The sequence below is a fragment of the Pseudomonas umsongensis genome (assembly GCF_012647205.1).
Taxonomy (GTDB): Bacteria; Pseudomonadota; Gammaproteobacteria; order Pseudomonadales; family Pseudomonadaceae; genus Aquipseudomonas; species Aquipseudomonas umsongensis.
Genome location: NZ_CP051487.1, coordinates 6,480,910 through 6,497,803 on the forward strand (window position 1 = coordinate 6,480,910; position 16,894 = coordinate 6,497,803).

Annotated in this window: 18 protein-coding genes; 10 read left to right on the forward strand and 8 right to left on the reverse strand. The window is 60.2% G+C overall.

The window, feature by feature from the left end; genetic code table 11:
- Nucleotides 1–10: 10 nt before the first annotated feature.
- From HGP31_RS29395 to HGP31_RS29410, 4 genes are read left to right on the forward strand one after another with little or no spacing between them, the layout of a single operon-like run.
- Nucleotides 11–445: a DUF4426 domain-containing protein gene (locus HGP31_RS29395; RefSeq protein WP_033043027.1), complete on the forward strand. Its 435-nt coding sequence runs from the start codon at nt 11–13 to the stop codon at nt 443–445.
- A complete protein-coding gene (rdgB, locus tag HGP31_RS29400) occupies nt 442–1,038 on the forward strand; it encodes an RdgB/HAM1 family non-canonical purine NTP pyrophosphatase (protein WP_033043028.1) in 597 nt (198 codons plus the stop codon). Before HGP31_RS29395 ends, rdgB begins: the two co-directional genes overlap by 4 nt.
- Entirely contained in the window at nt 1,035–2,240 is a 1,206-nt protein-coding gene (gene hemW / locus HGP31_RS29405; RefSeq protein ID WP_033043030.1) for a radical SAM family heme chaperone HemW, read from the forward strand. Before rdgB ends, hemW begins: the two co-directional genes overlap by 4 nt.
- Before the next feature lie 9 nt (nt 2,241–2,249).
- On the forward strand, nt 2,250–2,573 hold the full coding sequence (locus tag HGP31_RS29410) for a DUF3392 domain-containing protein (protein ID WP_020797368.1): 324 nt from the start codon (nt 2,250–2,252) through the stop codon (nt 2,571–2,573).
- Between the two features lie 141 nt (nt 2,574–2,714).
- Here HGP31_RS29410 and trmB read toward each other — a convergent pair whose 3' ends face one another.
- The 4 genes from trmB to HGP31_RS29430 all read right to left on the reverse strand — a co-directional run bounded on the left by trmB (nt 2,715) and on the right by HGP31_RS29430 (nt 4,957).
- On the reverse strand, nt 2,715–3,440 hold the full coding sequence (gene trmB, locus HGP31_RS29415) for a tRNA (guanosine(46)-N7)-methyltransferase TrmB (protein ID WP_083349857.1): 726 nt from the start codon (nt 3,438–3,440) through the stop codon (nt 2,715–2,717).
- A 9-nt stretch (nt 3,441–3,449) separates the two neighbouring features.
- Nucleotides 3,450–4,244, reverse strand: a complete 795-nt coding sequence (locus HGP31_RS29420) for a thiazole synthase (protein ID WP_020797366.1) — start codon at nt 4,242–4,244, stop codon at nt 3,450–3,452.
- 60 nt (nt 4,245–4,304) lie between these two features.
- Nucleotides 4,305–4,505 (reverse strand): sulfur carrier protein ThiS, encoded by a 201-nt coding sequence (gene thiS, locus HGP31_RS29425; RefSeq protein WP_007953386.1) that lies wholly within the window; start codon nt 4,503–4,505, stop codon nt 4,305–4,307.
- A gap of 71 nt (nt 4,506–4,576) precedes the next feature.
- Nucleotides 4,577–4,957, reverse strand: coding sequence for a DUF423 domain-containing protein (locus HGP31_RS29430; protein ID WP_020797364.1), 381 nt, complete (start codon nt 4,955–4,957; stop codon nt 4,577–4,579).
- Between the two features lie 74 nt (nt 4,958–5,031).
- On the opposite strand from HGP31_RS29430, the gene mtgA reads away from it, so the two are divergent.
- Nucleotides 5,032–5,754, forward strand: a complete 723-nt coding sequence (gene mtgA, locus HGP31_RS29435) for a monofunctional biosynthetic peptidoglycan transglycosylase (RefSeq protein ID WP_033043036.1) — start codon at nt 5,032–5,034, stop codon at nt 5,752–5,754.
- Nucleotides 5,755–5,970: 216 nt separating this feature from the next.
- On the opposite strand, the gene rpoH is transcribed toward mtgA, so the two are convergent.
- From rpoH to ftsY, 4 genes are all read right to left on the reverse strand, one after another.
- Nucleotides 5,971–6,825, reverse strand: a complete 855-nt coding sequence (gene rpoH / locus HGP31_RS29440; RefSeq protein WP_008065085.1) for an RNA polymerase sigma factor RpoH — start codon at nt 6,823–6,825, stop codon at nt 5,971–5,973.
- 112 nt (nt 6,826–6,937) lie between these two features.
- Nucleotides 6,938–7,960: a permease-like cell division protein FtsX gene (ftsX, locus tag HGP31_RS29445; RefSeq protein WP_168759079.1), complete on the reverse strand. Its 1,023-nt coding sequence runs from the start codon at nt 7,958–7,960 to the stop codon at nt 6,938–6,940.
- A complete protein-coding gene (gene ftsE / locus HGP31_RS29450; RefSeq protein WP_008065082.1) occupies nt 7,957–8,628 on the reverse strand; it encodes a cell division ATP-binding protein FtsE in 672 nt (223 codons plus the stop codon). Before ftsE ends, ftsX begins: the two co-directional genes overlap by 4 nt.
- The gene (gene ftsY / locus HGP31_RS29455; protein ID WP_033043039.1) at nt 8,625–10,115 is read right to left on the reverse strand and encodes a signal recognition particle-docking protein FtsY; all 1,491 of its coding nucleotides are present in this window, start codon (nt 10,113–10,115) and stop codon (nt 8,625–8,627) included. The genes ftsE and ftsY overlap by 4 nt, the downstream gene beginning before the upstream one ends.
- Nucleotides 10,116–10,458: 343 nt before the next feature.
- Between ftsY and HGP31_RS29460 the strand changes: the two genes are divergently transcribed.
- The 5 genes from HGP31_RS29460 (at nt 10,459) to HGP31_RS29480 (ending at nt 16,824) form a co-directional block, all read left to right on the forward strand.
- The gene (locus tag HGP31_RS29460; protein ID WP_020797359.1) at nt 10,459–11,814 is read left to right on the forward strand and encodes a M16 family metallopeptidase; all 1,356 of its coding nucleotides are present in this window, start codon (nt 10,459–10,461) and stop codon (nt 11,812–11,814) included.
- Entirely contained in the window at nt 11,807–13,297 is a 1,491-nt protein-coding gene (locus tag HGP31_RS29465) for a M16 family metallopeptidase (RefSeq protein WP_020797358.1), read from the forward strand. The genes HGP31_RS29460 and HGP31_RS29465 overlap by 8 nt, the downstream gene beginning before the upstream one ends.
- A complete protein-coding gene (gene rsmD, locus HGP31_RS29470; RefSeq protein ID WP_020797357.1) occupies nt 13,297–13,899 on the forward strand; it encodes a 16S rRNA (guanine(966)-N(2))-methyltransferase RsmD in 603 nt (200 codons plus the stop codon). Before HGP31_RS29465 ends, rsmD begins: the two co-directional genes overlap by 1 nt.
- 125 nt (nt 13,900–14,024) lie before the next feature.
- Entirely contained in the window at nt 14,025–15,371 is a 1,347-nt protein-coding gene (locus HGP31_RS29475) for a M16 family metallopeptidase (RefSeq protein WP_168759080.1), read from the forward strand.
- Nucleotides 15,364–16,824 (forward strand): M16 family metallopeptidase, encoded by a 1,461-nt coding sequence (locus HGP31_RS29480; RefSeq protein ID WP_151143684.1) that lies wholly within the window; start codon nt 15,364–15,366, stop codon nt 16,822–16,824. Before HGP31_RS29475 ends, HGP31_RS29480 begins: the two co-directional genes overlap by 8 nt.
- Nucleotides 16,825–16,894: the final 70 nt, after the last annotated feature.

A 16,894-nucleotide genomic window follows, 5' to 3' on the forward strand; every position in this document is an offset into this window, starting at 1 on the left:
GAGAACGATCATGGGTCGTCTAGCGCTGCTTCTTCTTACTGCTTGCCTGAGCTTCACGGCCATGGCCGCCGATGCGATCAAAGGTGATCGCCAGGAAAAATTCGGCGACGTGACAGTGCACTACAACACCTTCAACTCCACGTTCCTGACGCCGGACATCGCCAAGGCCGCGGAGCTAACCCGTAGCAAGAACCAGGGCGTGATCAACGTTTCCGTGCTCAAGGACGGCAAGCCGCAGATGGCTCAAGTCAGCGGCACGGTCAAGGACCTGACCAGCCAAAGCGTGCCACTGAACTTCAAGCAGATTACCGAGCAAGGCGCGATCTACTACATCGCCCAATACCCGGTCCCGCAGCAGGAAACCCGCACCTTCGAGATCAAGGTGCAGACCGGTGACAAAATCAACACCATCAATTTCAACCAAGAGCTCTTCCCCGGCGAATGATCAACTTCACGCAACTCGTATTGGCCAGCCATAACGCCGGCAAACTCAAGGAACTCCAGGCCATGCTCGGCGAATCGGTGCAACTGCGCTCGATCGGCGAGTTCAGCAGCGTGGAGCCTGAAGAAACCGGTCTGTCGTTCGTCGAGAACGCCATCCTCAAGGCCCGCAATGCCGCGCGCATTTCCGGCCTGCCGGCCCTGGCGGACGATTCCGGGCTGGCGGTGGATTTCCTTGGCGGTGCGCCAGGCATCTACTCGGCGCGTTATGCCGATGGCAAGGGCGATGCGGCGAACAACGCCAAGCTGCTCGATGTGTTGAAAGACGTGCCTGAAGCTGAACGTGGCGCCCAGTTCGTCTGCGTGCTTGCGCTGGTGCGGCATGCCGACGATCCGCTGCCGATTCTCTGCGAAGGCCTGTGGCACGGACGCATCCTGACCCAGGCCAGCGGCGAACACGGTTTCGGCTACGACCCGTTGTTCTGGGTGCCGGAGCGTGATTGCTCCAGCGCCGAGCTCAGTCCGGGCGACAAGAACCAGATCAGCCACCGCGCCCGTGCAATGGATCTGCTGCGCCAGCGACTGGGCTTGAAATGACCCGTGAATCCTCCGCGTCGTCGTTGATCTTCGGCGGCGCCGCGCAATCGCCTCGGGCCGCCCTGCCTGTGCTGCCGCCCTTGGCGCTGTACATCCACATCCCGTGGTGCGTACGTAAATGCCCTTATTGCGACTTCAACTCCCACACCGCCAGCCCCGTGCTCCCGGAAGAAGAGTATGTCGACGCATTACTGGCTGACCTCGATCAGGACCTGCACGCTGTCTACGGCCGTGAGCTGAGCTCGATCTTTTTCGGTGGCGGCACGCCCAGCCTGTTCAGTGCCCAGGCCTTAGGTCGCCTGCTCAAAGGCGTGGAGCAACGCATTGCCTTTGCCAGCGACATCGAGATCACTCTGGAAGCCAATCCGGGGACCTTCGAACAAGAGAAGTTCATCGCCTACCGAGCGCTGGGCATCAATCGCCTGTCGATTGGCATCCAGAGTTTCCAGCAAGAAAAACTCAATGCCTTGGGTCGTATCCACAACGGTGATGAGGCCGTACGCGCCGCCGGCATGGCTCGTCAAGCGGGGTTCGATAACTTCAACCTTGACTTGATGCATGGCTTGCCCGATCAATCGCTGGAAGACGCCCTGAGCGACTTGCGCCAAGCCATCGCCCTGAAGCCGACCCACCTCTCCTGGTATCAGCTGACCCTGGAGCCGAACACCGTATTCTGGAACCAGCCCCCGACGCTGCCGGAAGACGACACCCTATGGGATATCCAGGAAGCCGGGCAGGCGCTGTTGGCTGAACACGGTTACGCGCAGTATGAAGTCTCGGCTTATGCCCAGCCGGGTCGCCCGGCTCGGCATAACCTCAATTACTGGAGCTTTGGCGACTTCATCGGCATCGGTGCCGGTGCCCACGGCAAGCTCAGCCATCCGGATGGACGCATTATCCGCACCTGGAAGACCCGCCTGCCGAAGGACTACCTGAACCCGAAAAAGCGCTTCCAGGCTGGCGAAAAAGCGTTGAGCAATGAAGAAATGCCGTTTGAGTTCCTGATGAACGCCCTGCGCCTGACCGCAGGTGTCGAGGCGCGGCTTTATCCGGAACGCACTGGAATGACCCTGGAAAGCCTCACCGAAAGCCGTCGCGAAGCCGAACAAAGCGGCCTGTTGCAGGTCGAACCGTCACGTCTGGCGGCTACCGAGCGCGGACAACTCTTCCTCAACGACTTGCTGCAGAAATTTCTGACATAAGGAAATCGAATGGATTTGGTACTCGACCTGCTCGCCACCGCGTCTCGCTGGAGCCGCAGCAATCTCTCGGAAATCGCCCTCGCCCTGGTAGGTTGCCTGCTGGTGCTGTTCGGTGCGGATTTCAAAGGCTGGGTCGAGCAACGCCTGGGCAGCATCGCCGGCGCCTTGCGCGTACCACTGATGTCGTTGCTGTGCATGGTGGGTAGCGGTGCGGCGCTGATCTACGCCACGCCGTGGATCGTCAAGGGCTTGAGCCAGTTCAACAATTACAGCCTGGCGCCGGTGTTGCTGGTGGTGCTGGTGCTTATCGGCGTAGTCGCCGACCGCCGCTGACTCCCTGGTCATTGATCGTTCCCACGCTCTGCGTGGGAATGCCTCAACGGACGCTCCGCGTTCGGCTTTAGAGGGGACGCAGAGCGTCCCGGGCTGCATTCCCACGCAGAGCGTGGGAACGATCAGTACAGACTCAGTCGATCAGGACTGCTTTTCGAACTTCAGATCCCACACGCCATGCCCAAGACGTTCGCCACGGCGTTCGAACTTGGTGATCGGGCGCTCGGCCGGGCGTGGCACGCACTTGCCGTCTTCGGCGAGGTTGCGGTAACCCGGTGCGACGTTCATCACTTCCAGCATGTACTCGGCGTACGGTTCCCAGTCGGTGGCCATGTGCAGGATACCGCCGACCTTCAACTTGCTACGCACCAGTTCGGCGAAGGACGCCTGGACGATACGACGCTTGTGGTGACGGCTCTTGTGCCATGGGTCCGGGAAAAACAGCATCAGGCGATCAAGGCTGTTATCGGCCACGCAGCGGTTGAGCACTTCGATGGCATCGCAATCGTAAACCCGCAGGTTGGTCAAACCCTGGGTCAATACGCCATTGAGCAGCGCGCCAACACCTGGACGGTGAACCTCGACGCCGATGAAATCCTGCTCCGGCGAAGCCGCGGCCATTTCCAGCAGCGAATGTCCCATGCCGAAGCCGATCTCCAGCGAACGCGGTGCCGAGCGACCGAACACCTGGTCGAAGTCCACCGGCGCGTCGGCCAGGGGCAGCACGAACAGCGGCGCACCCTGGTCCAGGCCACGTTGCTGGCCTTCGGTCATGCGCCCGGCGCGCATCACGAAACTCTTGATGCGGCGGTGTTGGCGCTCGTCGCCTTCTTCCGTCTGGATTGGCGTGTCGTTCGATTCAGTCATCAAAGGCTCTTACTTGATCAGACCATCCAGCGGCGAAGAGGCGCTGGCATAGAGTTTTTTCGGCATGCGGCCGGCGAGGTAGGCCAGGCGGCCTGCGACGATCGCGTGTTTCATGGCTTCGGCCATCATGATCGGCTGCTGGGCGTGAGCGATGGCCGAGTTCATCAGCACCGCATCGCAGCCCAGTTCCATGGCGATAGTGGCGTCGGAAGCGGTACCGACACCGGCATCCACCAGCACCGGGATTTTTGCTTCTTCGAGGATGATCTGCAGGTTGTACGGGTTGCAGATCCCCAGGCCAGAACCGATCAGGCCGGCCAGCGGCATCACCGCGATGCAGCCGATTTCCGCCAGTTGACGGGCGATGATCGGGTCGTCGCTGGTGTAGACCATCACGTCGAAGCCTTCCTTGACCAGCGTTTCGGCGGCCTTGAGGGTTTCGATCACGTTGGGGAACAGGGTTTTCTGGTCGGCCAGCACTTCCAGCTTGACCAGATTGTGGCCGTCGAGCAGCTCACGGGCCAGACGGCAGGTGCGCACGGCTTCGATGGCGTCGTAGCAACCGGCGGTGTTTGGCAGGAAGGTATAGCGATCCGGCGACAGCACTTCGAGCAGGTTCGGCTCGCCTTCAATCTGGCCCAGGTTGGTGCGGCGCACGGCGAAGGTGACGATCTCGGCACCCGAGGCCTCGATGGCCTGACGGGTTTCTTCCATGTCACGGTACTTGCCGGTACCCACCAGCAAACGCGACTGGTAAGTACGACCGGCCAGAACAAAAGGCTTGTCGCTGCGAACGATGCTCATGGGGAATCCTCTTTAAGGGTGAGGGTCTTGCAGAATTCTGTGCCCTTGCAGGCCGGGCGACTAGCCGCCGCCGATGGCGTGCACGACTTCGACATTGTCACCGTCGTTGAGCGTGGTATCGGCATGCTGGCTGCGCGGGACGATATCCAGATTGAGTTCGACCGCCACCCGGCGTCCGGTCAGGTCCAGACGGGTCAGCAGGGCCGCAACGGTTTCACCGTCGGGCAGTTCAAAGGATTCGCCGTTCAACTGAATGCGCATGTCGAATGCCGCCATCATTTTTTGGGGCTGGCATTCTAGCCCGATCATGACCTAAAGGTCAGCAACAAGCGTCAAGCGGTCAACGGCAAGCGCCAGGCGGCAAGGCCCAGGCAAAGCCAGCCGATCAGGAACGCCAGGCCACCGAACGGGGTGATGATGCCCAGCTTGCTGACTCCCGTCAGCGTCAGCACGTACAGGCTGCCGGAGAACAGCACAATGCCGATGGCAAAGGATGCGCCGGCCCAGGTAACGAGGCGACCCGGAATCTGCGTAGCCAGCAACGCCACGCCCAGCAATGCCAGGGTGTGCACCAGTTGATAGGTGACGCCGGTATGGAAAATTGCCAGGTATTCGGCGCTCAGGCGGTTTTTCAGGCCGTGCGCGGCAAACGCCCCGAGACCGACACCGGTGAAGCCGAAAAAAGCGGCCAGCATCAAAAAGCCACGCAGCATGAAGAACTCCAGTCAGTCTCGATCCACAGGGTCTGTATAATGGCCCGCTCAACGGGTTCGGCCAAGCCATCTCTATGCTGCGTATCTATTTCCGTCGTTTCGCCAAGGCCGTGCTCTGGTTCATGGGTGCCAGTGTAGTGTTGGTGCTGATTTTCCGCGTGGTGCCGCCGCCCGGGACAATGCTGATGGTCGAGCGCAAGATCGAATCCTGGTTCGATGGCGAGCCCATCGACCTGCAACGTACCTGGAAACCTTGGGATGAAATCTCCGACGACCTTAAAGTCGCGGTGATTGCCGGTGAGGACCAGAAATTTCCCGAGCATTGGGGCTTTGACTTCGGCGCGATCCAGAAAGCACTGGCCCACAACGAGCTCGGCGGCACCATCCGGGGTGCCAGCACCCTGAGCCAGCAGGTGTCGAAAAACCTGTTCCTGTGGTCCGGCCGCAGTTGGCTGCGCAAAGGCCTGGAAGCCTGGTTTACCGGGTTGATCGAAGTGTTCTGGCCCAAGCAGCGGATTCTTGAGGTGTACCTCAACAGCGTCGAGTGGGATGACGGGGTGTTTGGGGCAGAGGCGGCGGCCAGACACCACTTTGGCACCAGCGCAAAAGGTCTCAGTCGCCAGCAATCGAGCTTGCTGGCGGCCGTATTACCGAATCCGCGAGTATGGAGTGCCAGCCATCCAACCGCTTACGTGGCACGGCGTGCGGGCTGGATTCGGCGGCAGATGAGTCAGTTGGGTGGAGACAGCTACCTGGTGGGGCTCAATGATTCGCGTCGGGCACCTTGGGAACAATAGACGATCACGATTTTTCCGGACACTGATGCCCCCCCACTGTGGGAGCGAGCCTGCTCGCGAAAGCGATTGATCATTCAAATTTGTGCTGGCTGACTTGACGCTTTCGCGAGCAGGCTCGCTCCCACATTGGTTTGGCAGTGCGGTAGATTCATTGGCAGCACCAACAAAAACGCCCCGATCAATGACCGGGGCGTTTTTTATTGCCTTTCGCGCGGGTTACGCGGCGATGGACAGTTTGAGCTTGTTCATCGCGCTCTTCTCGAGCTGGCGAATACGCTCGGCCGACACGTTGTACTTCTGTGCCAGGTCGTGCAGCGTGGACTTTTCTTCTGCCAGCCAGCGCTGGTAGAGGATGTCGCGGCTGCGGTCGTCCAGCACTTCGAGCGCTTCGTGCAGGTTGTGGTTGGAATTGTCGCTCCAGTCGGCATCTTCCAGCTGACGGGCCGGGTCGTACCGGTGGTCTTCCAGATAGTTGGCCGGTGACTGGAAGGCACTGTCGTCATCGGCTTCGGCCGCCGGGTCGAAGGCCATGTCGTGACCGGTCAGGCGACTTTCCATCTCGCGCACTTCCCGCGGCTCCACCCCGAGGCTTTCCGCCACACGGTGGACTTCCTCGTTGTTCAGCCACGCCAGGCGTTTTTTCTGGCTGCGCAGGTTGAAGAACAGCTTGCGCTGGGCCTTGGTGGTCGCGACTTTCACGATCCGCCAGTTACGCAGGATGAATTCGTGGATCTCCGCCTTGATCCAGTGCACGGCAAAGGACACCAGGCGCACGCCCATTTCCGGGTTGAAGCGCTTCACGGCCTTCATCAGGCCGACGTTACCTTCCTGGATCAGGTCAGCCTGGGCCAGGCCGTAGCCGGAATAGCTACGGGCGATATGTACGACAAAACGCAGGTGGGCGAGCACCATCTGCCGAGCCGCCTCAAGATCCTGCTCATAATAGAGACTCTCGGCCAGTTCACGCTCCTGCTCCGGCGTCAGCAATGGAATGCTGTTGACGGTGTGCACATAGGCCTCCAGGTTCGCACCCGGGACCAGAGCATATGCAGGCTGCAAAGAATTGGTCATACGAAAAAACCTCCCACTTACATACTCGTGCCATTGGCACTGCGAAAATTGACCGGAAACCGAAAGACAAGTTCCCTTAAAAACTGCAAGGTCAATACGCGCAAAAAAGATTCTACTTCGGCGCAAGCTCCCTGAGATGACGTGCGACTGCAATCCATGCACCGATATAACCCAACAGCACCGCGCCAAGCAAGAGAGACAGACCGTCGGCAACCGGTACGCCGGCCAGTGCGAAATCACTGCCGTACAACCCGGCCAAGCCGACCACCGCATCGTTCAGCCAGTTCAGGCCGAACGCCAATACGCCCCAGGAAAGAATCCCCGCACCGAAACCATACAGCGCTCCCATGTAGAGAAAGGGTCTGCGCACATAGCTGTCAGTGCCGCCTACGAGTTTAATCACTTCTATCTCTGTGCGGCGGTTTTCAATATGAAGACGAATGGTATTGCCTATCACCAAAAGTAATGCAGAAACCAGAAGCACGGTCAGACCGAAGACAAATCGGTCGCCCAGCTTGAGGATGGCTGCCAGACGCTCGACCCAGACTAGATCAAGCTGCGCCTGTTGTACCTTCGGCAGTTCGGAAAGTTTTTGTCTTAATGCTTCAAGAGCCGGCTTGTCGACTTCGGTCGGCGTTACCAACACCACGCCAGGCAGCGGGTTTTCCGGCAGTTCCTTGAGCGCTTCACCCAGGCCCGACTGCTGTTGGAACTCTTCCAGCGCCTGTTCCCGACCGACGTATTCGGCATCGGCCACCCCAGGGATCCCCTTGATCTGTTCGCGCAGCGCCTCGCCATCCGTCGCGCTGGCCTCGAGTTGCAGGTACAGGGAGATCTGCGCCGCGCGTTGCCAGGAACCACCAAGGCGCTCAACGTTACTTAGCAAAAGTGACAGGCCCATGGGCAAACTCAAGGCAACCGCCATCACCATGCAGGTGAAAAAGCTGCCGATAGGCTGCTTGCCCAGGCGACGCAAGCTGTCGAGCAGGCTGGCGCGATGACTTTCGATCCAGGCGCGCAACAGCGTGGCGAAATCCGGGCCATCATCGTCGTCGTGTTTTTTCTTCTGCGGTTGCGGGTCGGCGGCCTTGGGGGCCACGCGCTCGGAAACCTTTGGACTGCGAGTAGCACTCATTCGCCGGCCTCCCCATCGCCGATCAATCGGCCGCGTTGCAGCGTCAGCATGCGATGGCGCATGCGCGCAATCAAGGCCAGGTCGTGGCTGGCGATCAGCACGCTGGTGCCCAGGCGATTGATGTCTTCGAACACACCCATGATTTCCGCCGCCAGACGCGGGTCGAGGTTGCCGGTCGGTTCGTCCGCCAGCAGCAGGGCCGGGCGATGGACGATCGCACGGGCGATGCCGACGCGCTGTTGCTGACCGGTGGACAAGTCGCCGGGATACAGGTCGGTCTTGTCCGACAGCGCCACGCGTTCCAGGGCCGAGTCCACGCGCTTGGCGATTTCGGCCTTGGACAAACCGAGGATCTGCAACGGCAGCGCGACGTTATTGAACACCGTGCGATCGAATAGCAGTTGGTGGTTCTGGAACACCACGCCGATCTGCCGACGCAGGAATGGAATCTGTGCGTTGCTGATGGTGCTCAGGTCTTGCCCAGCCAGCAGCAGCTTGCCGCTGGTCGGACGCTCCATGGCCAGCAACAGTCGCAGCAAGGTGCTCTTGCCGGCACCGGAATGGCCCGTTACAAACAAAAATTCGCCCCGACGGACTCGAAAGCTCAGCTCATGCAAGCCGACGTGACCGTTCGGGTAGCGTTTACCGACCTGTTCGAAACGAATCATGAACGCTCCCGTTCGGCAAACAGTGCCTGGACAAAGGGTTCAGCTTCAAAAGTGCGCAAATCGTCGATGCCCTCACCGACGCCGATGTAGCGGATCGGCAGGCCAAACTGCTTGGCCAGGGCGAAAATCACCCCGCCCTTGGCGGTCCCGTCGAGCTTGGTCAGCGCCAGGCCGGTCAGTTCGACGGTCTGGTTGAATTGCTTGGCCTGGTTGATGGCGTTCTGCCCCGTGCCGGCATCGAGCACCAGCAACACCTCGTGCGGCGCGTCGGCATCGAGCTTGCCGATCACCCGGCGAACCTTTTTCAGCTCTTCCATCAGGTTGTCTTTGGTGTGCAGGCGACCGGCGGTGTCGGCGATCAGCACATCGATGCCACGGGCCTTGGCGGCCTGGACGGCGTCGAAGATCACCGAAGCCGAATCGGCCCCGGTGTGCTGGGCGATGACTGGAATCTTGTTGCGCTCGCCCCATACCTGCAATTGCTCGACCGCGGCAGCGCGGAAGGTGTCGCCGGCGGCCAGCATGACTTTCTTGCCCTCCAGCTGCAGTTTCTTCGCCAGCTTGCCGATCGTGGTGGTCTTACCGGCGCCGTTGACGCCCACCACCAGGATCACGAAAGGCTTGTTCTGCGAGGTGATTTTCAGCGGTTGCTCGACGGGCTTGAGCATGGCCGCCAGCTCGGCTTGCAGGGATTTGTACAGCGCATCGGCATCGGCCAGTTCCTTGCGCGCGACCTTCTGGGTCAGGCGCTGGATGATCACTGACGTAGCCTCGACACCAACGTCGGCGGTCAGCAGGCGGGTTTCGAGGTCATCGAGCAGTTCGTCATCGATGGCTTTCCTGCCCAGGAACAGGCTGGCCATGCCTTCGCCGATGCTGGCACTGGTCTTGGACAGGCCTTGCTTGAGGCGGGCGAAGAAACCGGCTTTGGTTTCTTCGGTGCGTACCGGCTCGACTGGAACTTCGATAGGGGCAGCGACAACAGGAGCAATAACAGGTGCAGGTGCAGGCTCTGGCGCCTGGACAATCGGTGCAACCGGCGGGACAAATGCAGCGACCGCGGGTGGCGGTGCAGCCTCGACGACGGGCGCAACGACCGGCTCGACCACGGGTGCCTGAACCGGCTCAGGCGCAGAAACCGCCTGCGCCGGAATCGGTGGTGTCACGTGCGGCGCCAAGTCATCTTCGACCAGCGCCACCGGCTCTTCCGCCACTGGCAAGGTCAACCAGGGCTCGGTGACCGGGGTCAGCGGCAATTCGGCGACGACTTCAGTCGCTGTTTCGACAAGCGGTTGCAGCACCGGCTCGGCGATCGGCGACACAACCGGCGCAGGTTCGGCGTTTATTACCGGCGCGGGCGTTGGCTCAGGTAGTGGTTGTGGCTGTTCGACGACGGGTTCCTGCGGCTTTTTGCGCAGCCATCCGAACAGGCTTTTCTTTTCACCAGCCGCAGCTGGGGTCTTCTTGTCGTCGTTGGAACCAAACATGGAGGACGGCTATCTCACGGTAGCGACGCGCCAACGGGCGCCCCGGCAAATGAATATTCGATGCAGAACAGACTGCGATTGACCCAGCTTGTTCATGCGCAACATTTTGTCGAGGTGCAAAAGGCACCCTGCAAAAACGATTTCACTAAGGACTGATGGCGGAAAATCGGCGAAAAAGCAGAGTTTAGTTGATAAACCACAGCTTACTGCCGCAAACCCAAACAACCTGATCAAACGTAAAGGCCTGATAGGCGTGGCCGCCAGTAAAACGGATCAGTATCCTAGCACCCTCTCGCCCGCTGAAGCTAAGAACAAGCGGGCAGCCCCAAAGGTTTAAAAACGAATGAATGCCCTAGCCCGCCGCGCTGCAGGCCTGCTGCTCAGCACACTTTGCCTGCCCCTTTCGGCCCTTGCGGCCGACCCGCAACCGACCCACGAATTCACCCTCGACAACGGCTTGAAGGTCGTCGTGCGCGAAGACCATCGCGCCCCGGTGGTGGTTTCCCAAGTCTGGTACAAGGTTGGCTCCAGCTACGAGACGCCCGGCCAGACCGGCCTGTCCCATGCCCTGGAACACATGATGTTCAAGGGCAGCGAAAAAGTCGGCCCTGGCGAAGCGTCGCTGATCCTGCGCGACCTCGGCGCCGAAGAAAACGCCTTCACCAGCGACGATTTCACGGCCTATTACCAGGTCCTGGCCCGCGACCGCCTGGGCGTGGCCTTCGAACTGGAGGCCGATCGCATGGCCAGCCTGCGCCTGCCGCCCGACGAGTTCGCTCGCGAGATCGAAGTCATCAAGGAAGAGCGGCGCCTGCGCACAGACGACAAACCCATGTCCAAGGCTTACGAGCGCTTCAAGGCCATGGCATACCCGGCCAGCGGCTATCACACGCCGACCATTGGCTGGATGGCAGACCTGGACCGCATGAAAGTCGAAGAGCTGCGTCATTGGTACCAATCCTGGTACGTGCCCAACAACGCCACGCTGGTGGTGGTCGGCGACGTGACGCCGGACGAGGTCAAGACCCTGGCCCAGCGCTACTTCGGTCCGATCGCCCGGCGTGAGGTGCCGTCGGCGAAGATTCCGCTGGAACTGGCCGAGCCCGGTGAACGCAAGATCACCCTGCATGTGAAGACCCAATTGCCCAGCCTGATGCTGGCCTTCAACGTGCCAAGCATCGCCACCACTGACGACAAGCGCCTGGTCAACGCCCTGCGGCTGATCTCGGCCCTGCTCGACGGCGGCTACAGCGGACGCATTCCGACTCAATTGGAGCGTGGCGAAGAATTGGTGTCCGGCGGCTCGTCGAGTTACGACGCCTACACCCGCGGCGACAGCCTGTTTACCCTGTCGGCAACGCCCAATAGCCAGAAGAACAAGACCATCGCCCAGGCCGAAGCCGGCTTGTGGAAGCTGCTTGAACAACTGAAAACCACCGCGCCGACCGCCGAAGAACTGGAACGCGTAAGGGCGCAGGTCATCGCCGGGTTGGTCTACGAGCGCGACTCGATCACCAGCCAGGCCACCGCCATCGGCCAGCTGGAAACCGTCGGCCTGTCGTGGAAACTGATGGACACCGAACTCGCCGAACTGGAAAGCGTGACACCGCAAGATATCCAGGACGCCGCCAAGCTGTATTTCACCCGCGAACGTCTCAGCGTCGCCCATGTTCTGCCGGAGGAGACGACTCATGAGTGAGCCTAAAAAACCGCGCCTCGCCCTGCTTGGCTTGATCGCTGTCGCCCTGATCGGGTCGGCCGCGTTCTATTTTTCCAAGACCGACCCGTCCAATGCCAGCGAAGCGCTGGACAAGGCCAAGGCCAGCCAGAAGCTGCAGTCGTTGACCGAACTCAACGGCAAGGCCCCGAGCCACCGTAAGCTCGATGTGCAGACCTGGAACACTGCAGAAGGCGCCAAGGTGTTATTCGTCGAAGCCCGTGAGCTGCCGATGTTCGACATGCGCCTGATCTTTGCCGCCGGCAGCAGCCAGGACGGTGACGCTCCGGGCCTGGCGCTACTGACCAACGCCATGCTTAATGAAGGCGTGGCTGGCAAGGATGTCAGCGCCATTGCCCAGGGCTTCGAAGGCCTGGGGGCCGATTTCGGTAACGGTGCCTACAAAGACATGGCGGTTGCCTCGCTGCGTAGTCTCAGCGCAGCGGACAAACGTGAACCGGCCTTGAAGCTGTTCGCCGAAGTGGTCGGCAAACCGACCTTCCCCGCCGACTCGTTTACCCGCATCAAGAACCAGATGCTCGCCGGTTTCGAATACCAGAAACAGAACCCCGGCAAACTCGCCAGCCTCGAGTTGATGAACCGTTTGTACGGTAATCACCCCTACGCGCACGCCAGCGATGGCACGGCGCATACCGTTCCGGCCGTCACCCTTGCGCAACTGCGCGCGTTCCACCAGAAAGCCTATGCCGCAGGCAACGTGGTGATCGCGCTGGTCGGCGACCTGTCCCGCGCCGAAGCCGAAGCCATTGCCGCGCAGGTATCGGCCGCCCTGCCCAAAGGTCCGGCCCTGCCGAAGATCGAGCAACCCGCCGAACCCAAGGCCAGCATCGGCCATATCGAGTTCCCGTCCAAGCAAACCAACCTGATGCTCGCGCAACTGGGCATCGACCGCGACGATCCGGATTACGCGGCACTGTCCATGGGCAACCAGATCCTCGGTGGTGGCGGTTTTGGTACTCGACTGATGAGCGAAGTGCGCGAAAAGCGTGGCCTGGCGTATGGTGTGTACTCAGGTTTCAGCCCGATGCAGGCACGTGGCCCGTTCATGATCAACCTGCAGACCCGCGCCGAAATGAGCGAAGGCACCCTGAAACTGGTGCAGGATGTACTCGCCGACTACCTCAAGACCGGCCCGACCGAAAAAGAGCTCGACGACGCCAAGCGCGAACTGGCTGGCAGCTTCCCGCTGTCCACCGCCAGCAACGCCGATATCGTCGGCCAGTTGGGCGCGATTGGCTTCTATGGCTTGCCACTCAGTCATCTGGAAGACTTCATGCAGCAGTCGCAGAACCTGACCGTCGAGCAGGTCAAGACAGCAATGAACAAACACCTGAGTACGGACAAGCTGGTCATCGTCAGCGCTGGCCCAACCGTGCCGCAAAAGCCGTTGCCGGCCCCTACTGATAAACCCGCCGAGCAACCGCTCGGGGTTCCGGAGCATTAATGGCCACTTCTCGCCCGAAAAAACCTGTCCACAACGTGCATAACGGTGTGAACCAGCTGCGCATCATCGGCGGCGAATGGCGCAGCCGCAAACTGAGCTTCCCCGACGCTCCAGGCCTGCGCCCGACGCCGGACCGGGTGCGTGAAACCCTGTTCAACTGGCTCGCACCCTACGTCCCGGGCGCCAAGGTGCTCGATCCGTTCACCGGCAGCGGCGCGCTGTTTCTCGAAGCCTTGTCCCGTGGCGCAGCCATGGGCCAGGCGCTGGATGCCAGCAGCCTTGCGGTGTCCAGCCTCAAGGAGCACCTGGGCACGCTGCGCTGCACCACCGGCCAGGTCCAGACCGCCGATGCCCTGCGTTATCTGGAAACCCAGCCAGCGATTGCCTACGACCTGGTGTTCCTCGACCCGCCGTTCAACCAGAACTTGCTGCCCGCCGTTTGCACGCTGCTAGAAGAGCGCCAGTGGCTGGCCGAAGATGCCTGGGTGTACACCGAAAGCGAAAGCGCACCCTCGACCCTCGGCCTGCCTGAGAACTGGCGCCTGCACCGGGAGCAGAAGTCCGGACGTGTCTACTACTCGTTGTGGCAACGCAGCGCCTGAATCCCTGTGACATGACCGCCCCGCAATTACCCTGAATACGCGCTACATAGTTACCGCCAGACGACCCTCCAGATAATCCACAGTGGTTTGTGCAAATACCTGCAAACCACTGAGGATGTACACGGATGAACATCTCCTGCAGCACATGTCTGTTGCTCTTTATCGGGTGGCTGCCGCTCTTGGCTGTCGCCGCATCACCCCCTTTGACTCAAGCTTTCACCCTGGACAATGGACTTAAGGTTGTCGTGCGTGAAGATCATCGATCTGCAGCCGTCACCGCCCAACTCTGGCTGAAAGTCGGTTCAAGCTACGAAACGCCTGGCCAGTCCGGCCTGTCCCACGCCCTCGAGCACATGGTCTACAAAGACAGCAGCAAAGCCTGCGCCGGAGAGTTTCCCGCAATACTGGAGAAACTCGGGGCCAACGAAAACGCATTTACCGGTAAGGACTACACCGTCTATTACCAGACACTTGCCCCCGGCAGGCTGGCTGTTGCGTTCGAAATCATGGCCGACCTGATGAGTACGGCCAGGTTGCGTGAGCAAGATTTCACCACGGAGCTGGAGGTTATAAAGCAGGAGCGTCGCAATAGTATCGACGACCATGTTTCAGCCCTGAGCCTCGAACGCCTGGAAAGCCTCGCCTACCTGAGCAGCGCCTATCGCACCCCGGTCATAGGCTGGATGCACGACCTGCAGCGGCTGGAGGCCCTTCAACTGCAGCAGTGGTACCAGGCCTGGTACGCACCCAACAATGCGACGCTGGTGGTCGTTGGCAATGTCACCCCTGACGGGGTCAAGGCGTTGGCACAGAAATACTTCGATCACCTGGATCGACGCACGACGCCGGTTGCCGTCGTACCTGTCGAATTGTCCACACCCGGCGAAAGGTCGTTGACCCTGTACGCCCCGATATCGGCTCCGCAGCTCATCATGAGTTTCAACATTCCTGGCCTGGCCACTGCGCAAGAGCGCGGGACCGCTCATGCCCTGCGCCTGCTCGAAATCCTGTTGGCAGGTTCCAACAGTGCACGAATCAAACAGCAACTGCAGTTTGGCGAAGCGATATTTTCCGAGGTCCAGTCAGGGTACGACGCCTTCACTCGCGGCGATTCGTTGCTGACCATCAGCACTCAACTCAACCTCGACAAGGTCACGAGTCCAGACCAGGCACTTGCGCGCCTGTGGCAAACGATTGATGAACTGAAAGGCAAGGCACCGGAAAAGGCCGAACTGGATCGGGCCAAAACCATCCTGATCGCCAACACGGTTTATGCACAAGATGATCTGGAAGGCCAAGCCAGTACACTCGGCCTGCTGGAAAGCATTGGCCTCGACTGGCAGTTGGCGGATCAGGACACGGATGAGCTGAACAAGATCACTCCCCTGGATATTCAAAACGCTGCAATCACTTACCTGACACGCGAACGGATGAGCATCGCCCGGATCCTGCCGGAGAAGAACAATGGATAAGTTCACACCCTTCATGAAAGGCATATGGCTAATACTGTCTGGCGTGCTGATGAGCGGGCAGGCGCTTACGGCTGTTGCCACCACAATGACCGCACCACAAAAAGTCATGTTGCAATCACTGAATGAGCCTCAGGCCCAATCGGTTGCGCGGTCGCTACCGATCAAGGGATACAAGACCCTTTCCGGAACCAAGGTCCTGTTCATTCGCACCCCCGGCCTGCCCATGTTCGACGTGCATGTCAGCTTTGCCGCCGGCAGCGCTCACACCCCCCATCAACCTGGCCTGGCAGCCCTGACCTACAGCCTTTTGAATGAAGGCGTGGATGGCAAGGACCTCAATGCCATTCTGGAAAGCTTCGACCAACTGGGAGCCAGACTGGGCATGGGTATCACTCAGGATCGGGCCAACTTTTCCTTGCGCAGCTTGAGCGATGAAGCCCAACGTGTTCCTGCCTTGGCGCTGTTTGCCCAGATGCTTGGCAAACCTTCATTGCCGGAACAGTCCCTGCCTGTGGCGAAGTCCCAGCTACTGCACTTCCTCGACACTGAGGACCAGTCCCATGCCTACCAGGCCAATAAAGCCCTACAAGGATTGCTGTCCCCCGGACACGGTTATGTACAGTCCGTGTATGGGACCAGGGACGGTCTTGCCGCCATCACCCACAATCAGGTCCAGGACTTCCATCGCCACGGGTACGCAGCAGGCAACGCGATGATAACGCTGGTCGGCGACCTTACGGAGGACGAAGCCCAGCGCATTGGCGCACAGATTTCCAGTGCATTACCCCTGGGACCCACCGTTGCCACGATCAAAGCCCCGGACAGTCCCGCCTCTCCAGGTTTTCTGCAGCTGCAAAGGCCAACGAACCAGGCTTACGTGCGCCTTGCCCAGCCAGGCGTCCTGCGCGCCAGTCCAGACTATGTTGCATTGCAGATGGCGAGCCAGATTTTCACAAATCGGCTGATGCATGAACTTCGTGAGCTTCGTGGTCTCACTTATGACGTTCAAGCCGGGCTTTCTACCCTTCAGGCGCAAGGCATCATGACAATCGAGCTGCAGACCAGACCGGAAGTCGCCGATGGGGTAATGACAAAAATCAAGGAGATGTCTCGTGACTTCCTGATCCACGGCCCCACCCAGGAAGAACTCGATGACACCAAAACGCGACTGGCCGGCAGCGCGCCATTGAACAGCACCACCAATACACAGATCGTGGGGCAGCTGCGCGACATCGCTGTCAACGACTTACCATTGAGCCTCGACTTTTCCACTGAAAAAGCCTTGGCATTGGACCTCGCATCGGTCAAGAACGCACTTATCCGACATCTCGACAGCGAGCAATGGAGCACAGTCATCCTGGGGCCCAAGGCCGACCAGCAACCGCTACCAGCCCCTATGGAAAGTGCGGCCAATGGCATCTGTCGCGAAACCGACGAGATTGTGGCAAGTTAGATTTCCCATGACGACGCGGTCGCGGCGCAAGCCGGCCGCGTCATTGTGCGGTTTCACGAAGACCTTTAAC

Coding starts and splice junctions, on each gene's coding strand:
- ftsE (WP_008065082.1), bottom strand. CDS start 8,628: ATGATTCGTTTCGAACAGGTCGGTAAACGCTACCCGAACGGTCACGTC.
- hemW (WP_033043030.1), top strand. CDS start 1,035: ATGACCCGTGAATCCTCCGCGTCGTCGTTGATCTTCGGCGGCGCCGCG.
- mtgA (WP_033043036.1), top strand. CDS start 5,032: ATGCTGCGTATCTATTTCCGTCGTTTCGCCAAGGCCGTGCTCTGGTTC.
- trmB (WP_083349857.1), bottom strand. CDS start 3,440: ATGACTGAATCGAACGACACGCCAATCCAGACGGAAGAAGGCGACGAG.
- rdgB (WP_033043028.1), top strand. CDS start 442: ATGATCAACTTCACGCAACTCGTATTGGCCAGCCATAACGCCGGCAAA.
- HGP31_RS29420 (WP_020797366.1), bottom strand. CDS start 4,244: ATGAGCATCGTTCGCAGCGACAAGCCTTTTGTTCTGGCCGGTCGTACT.
- HGP31_RS29480 (WP_151143684.1), top strand. CDS start 15,364: ATGGATAAGTTCACACCCTTCATGAAAGGCATATGGCTAATACTGTCT.
- ftsX (WP_168759079.1), bottom strand. CDS start 7,960: ATGAGTGCTACTCGCAGTCCAAAGGTTTCCGAGCGCGTGGCCCCCAAG.
- rsmD (WP_020797357.1), top strand. CDS start 13,297: ATGGCCACTTCTCGCCCGAAAAAACCTGTCCACAACGTGCATAACGGT.
- HGP31_RS29475 (WP_168759080.1), top strand. CDS start 14,025: ATGAACATCTCCTGCAGCACATGTCTGTTGCTCTTTATCGGGTGGCTG.
- HGP31_RS29395 (WP_033043027.1), top strand. CDS start 11: ATGGGTCGTCTAGCGCTGCTTCTTCTTACTGCTTGCCTGAGCTTCACG.
- thiS (WP_007953386.1), bottom strand. CDS start 4,505: ATGCGCATTCAGTTGAACGGCGAATCCTTTGAACTGCCCGACGGTGAA.
- ftsY (WP_033043039.1), bottom strand. CDS start 10,115: ATGTTTGGTTCCAACGACGACAAGAAGACCCCAGCTGCGGCTGGTGAA.
- HGP31_RS29460 (WP_020797359.1), top strand. CDS start 10,459: ATGAATGCCCTAGCCCGCCGCGCTGCAGGCCTGCTGCTCAGCACACTT.
- HGP31_RS29465 (WP_020797358.1), top strand. CDS start 11,807: ATGAGTGAGCCTAAAAAACCGCGCCTCGCCCTGCTTGGCTTGATCGCT.
- HGP31_RS29410 (WP_020797368.1), top strand. CDS start 2,250: ATGGATTTGGTACTCGACCTGCTCGCCACCGCGTCTCGCTGGAGCCGC.
- HGP31_RS29430 (WP_020797364.1), bottom strand. CDS start 4,957: ATGCTGCGTGGCTTTTTGATGCTGGCCGCTTTTTTCGGCTTCACCGGT.
- rpoH (WP_008065085.1), bottom strand. CDS start 6,825: ATGACCAATTCTTTGCAGCCTGCATATGCTCTGGTCCCGGGTGCGAAC.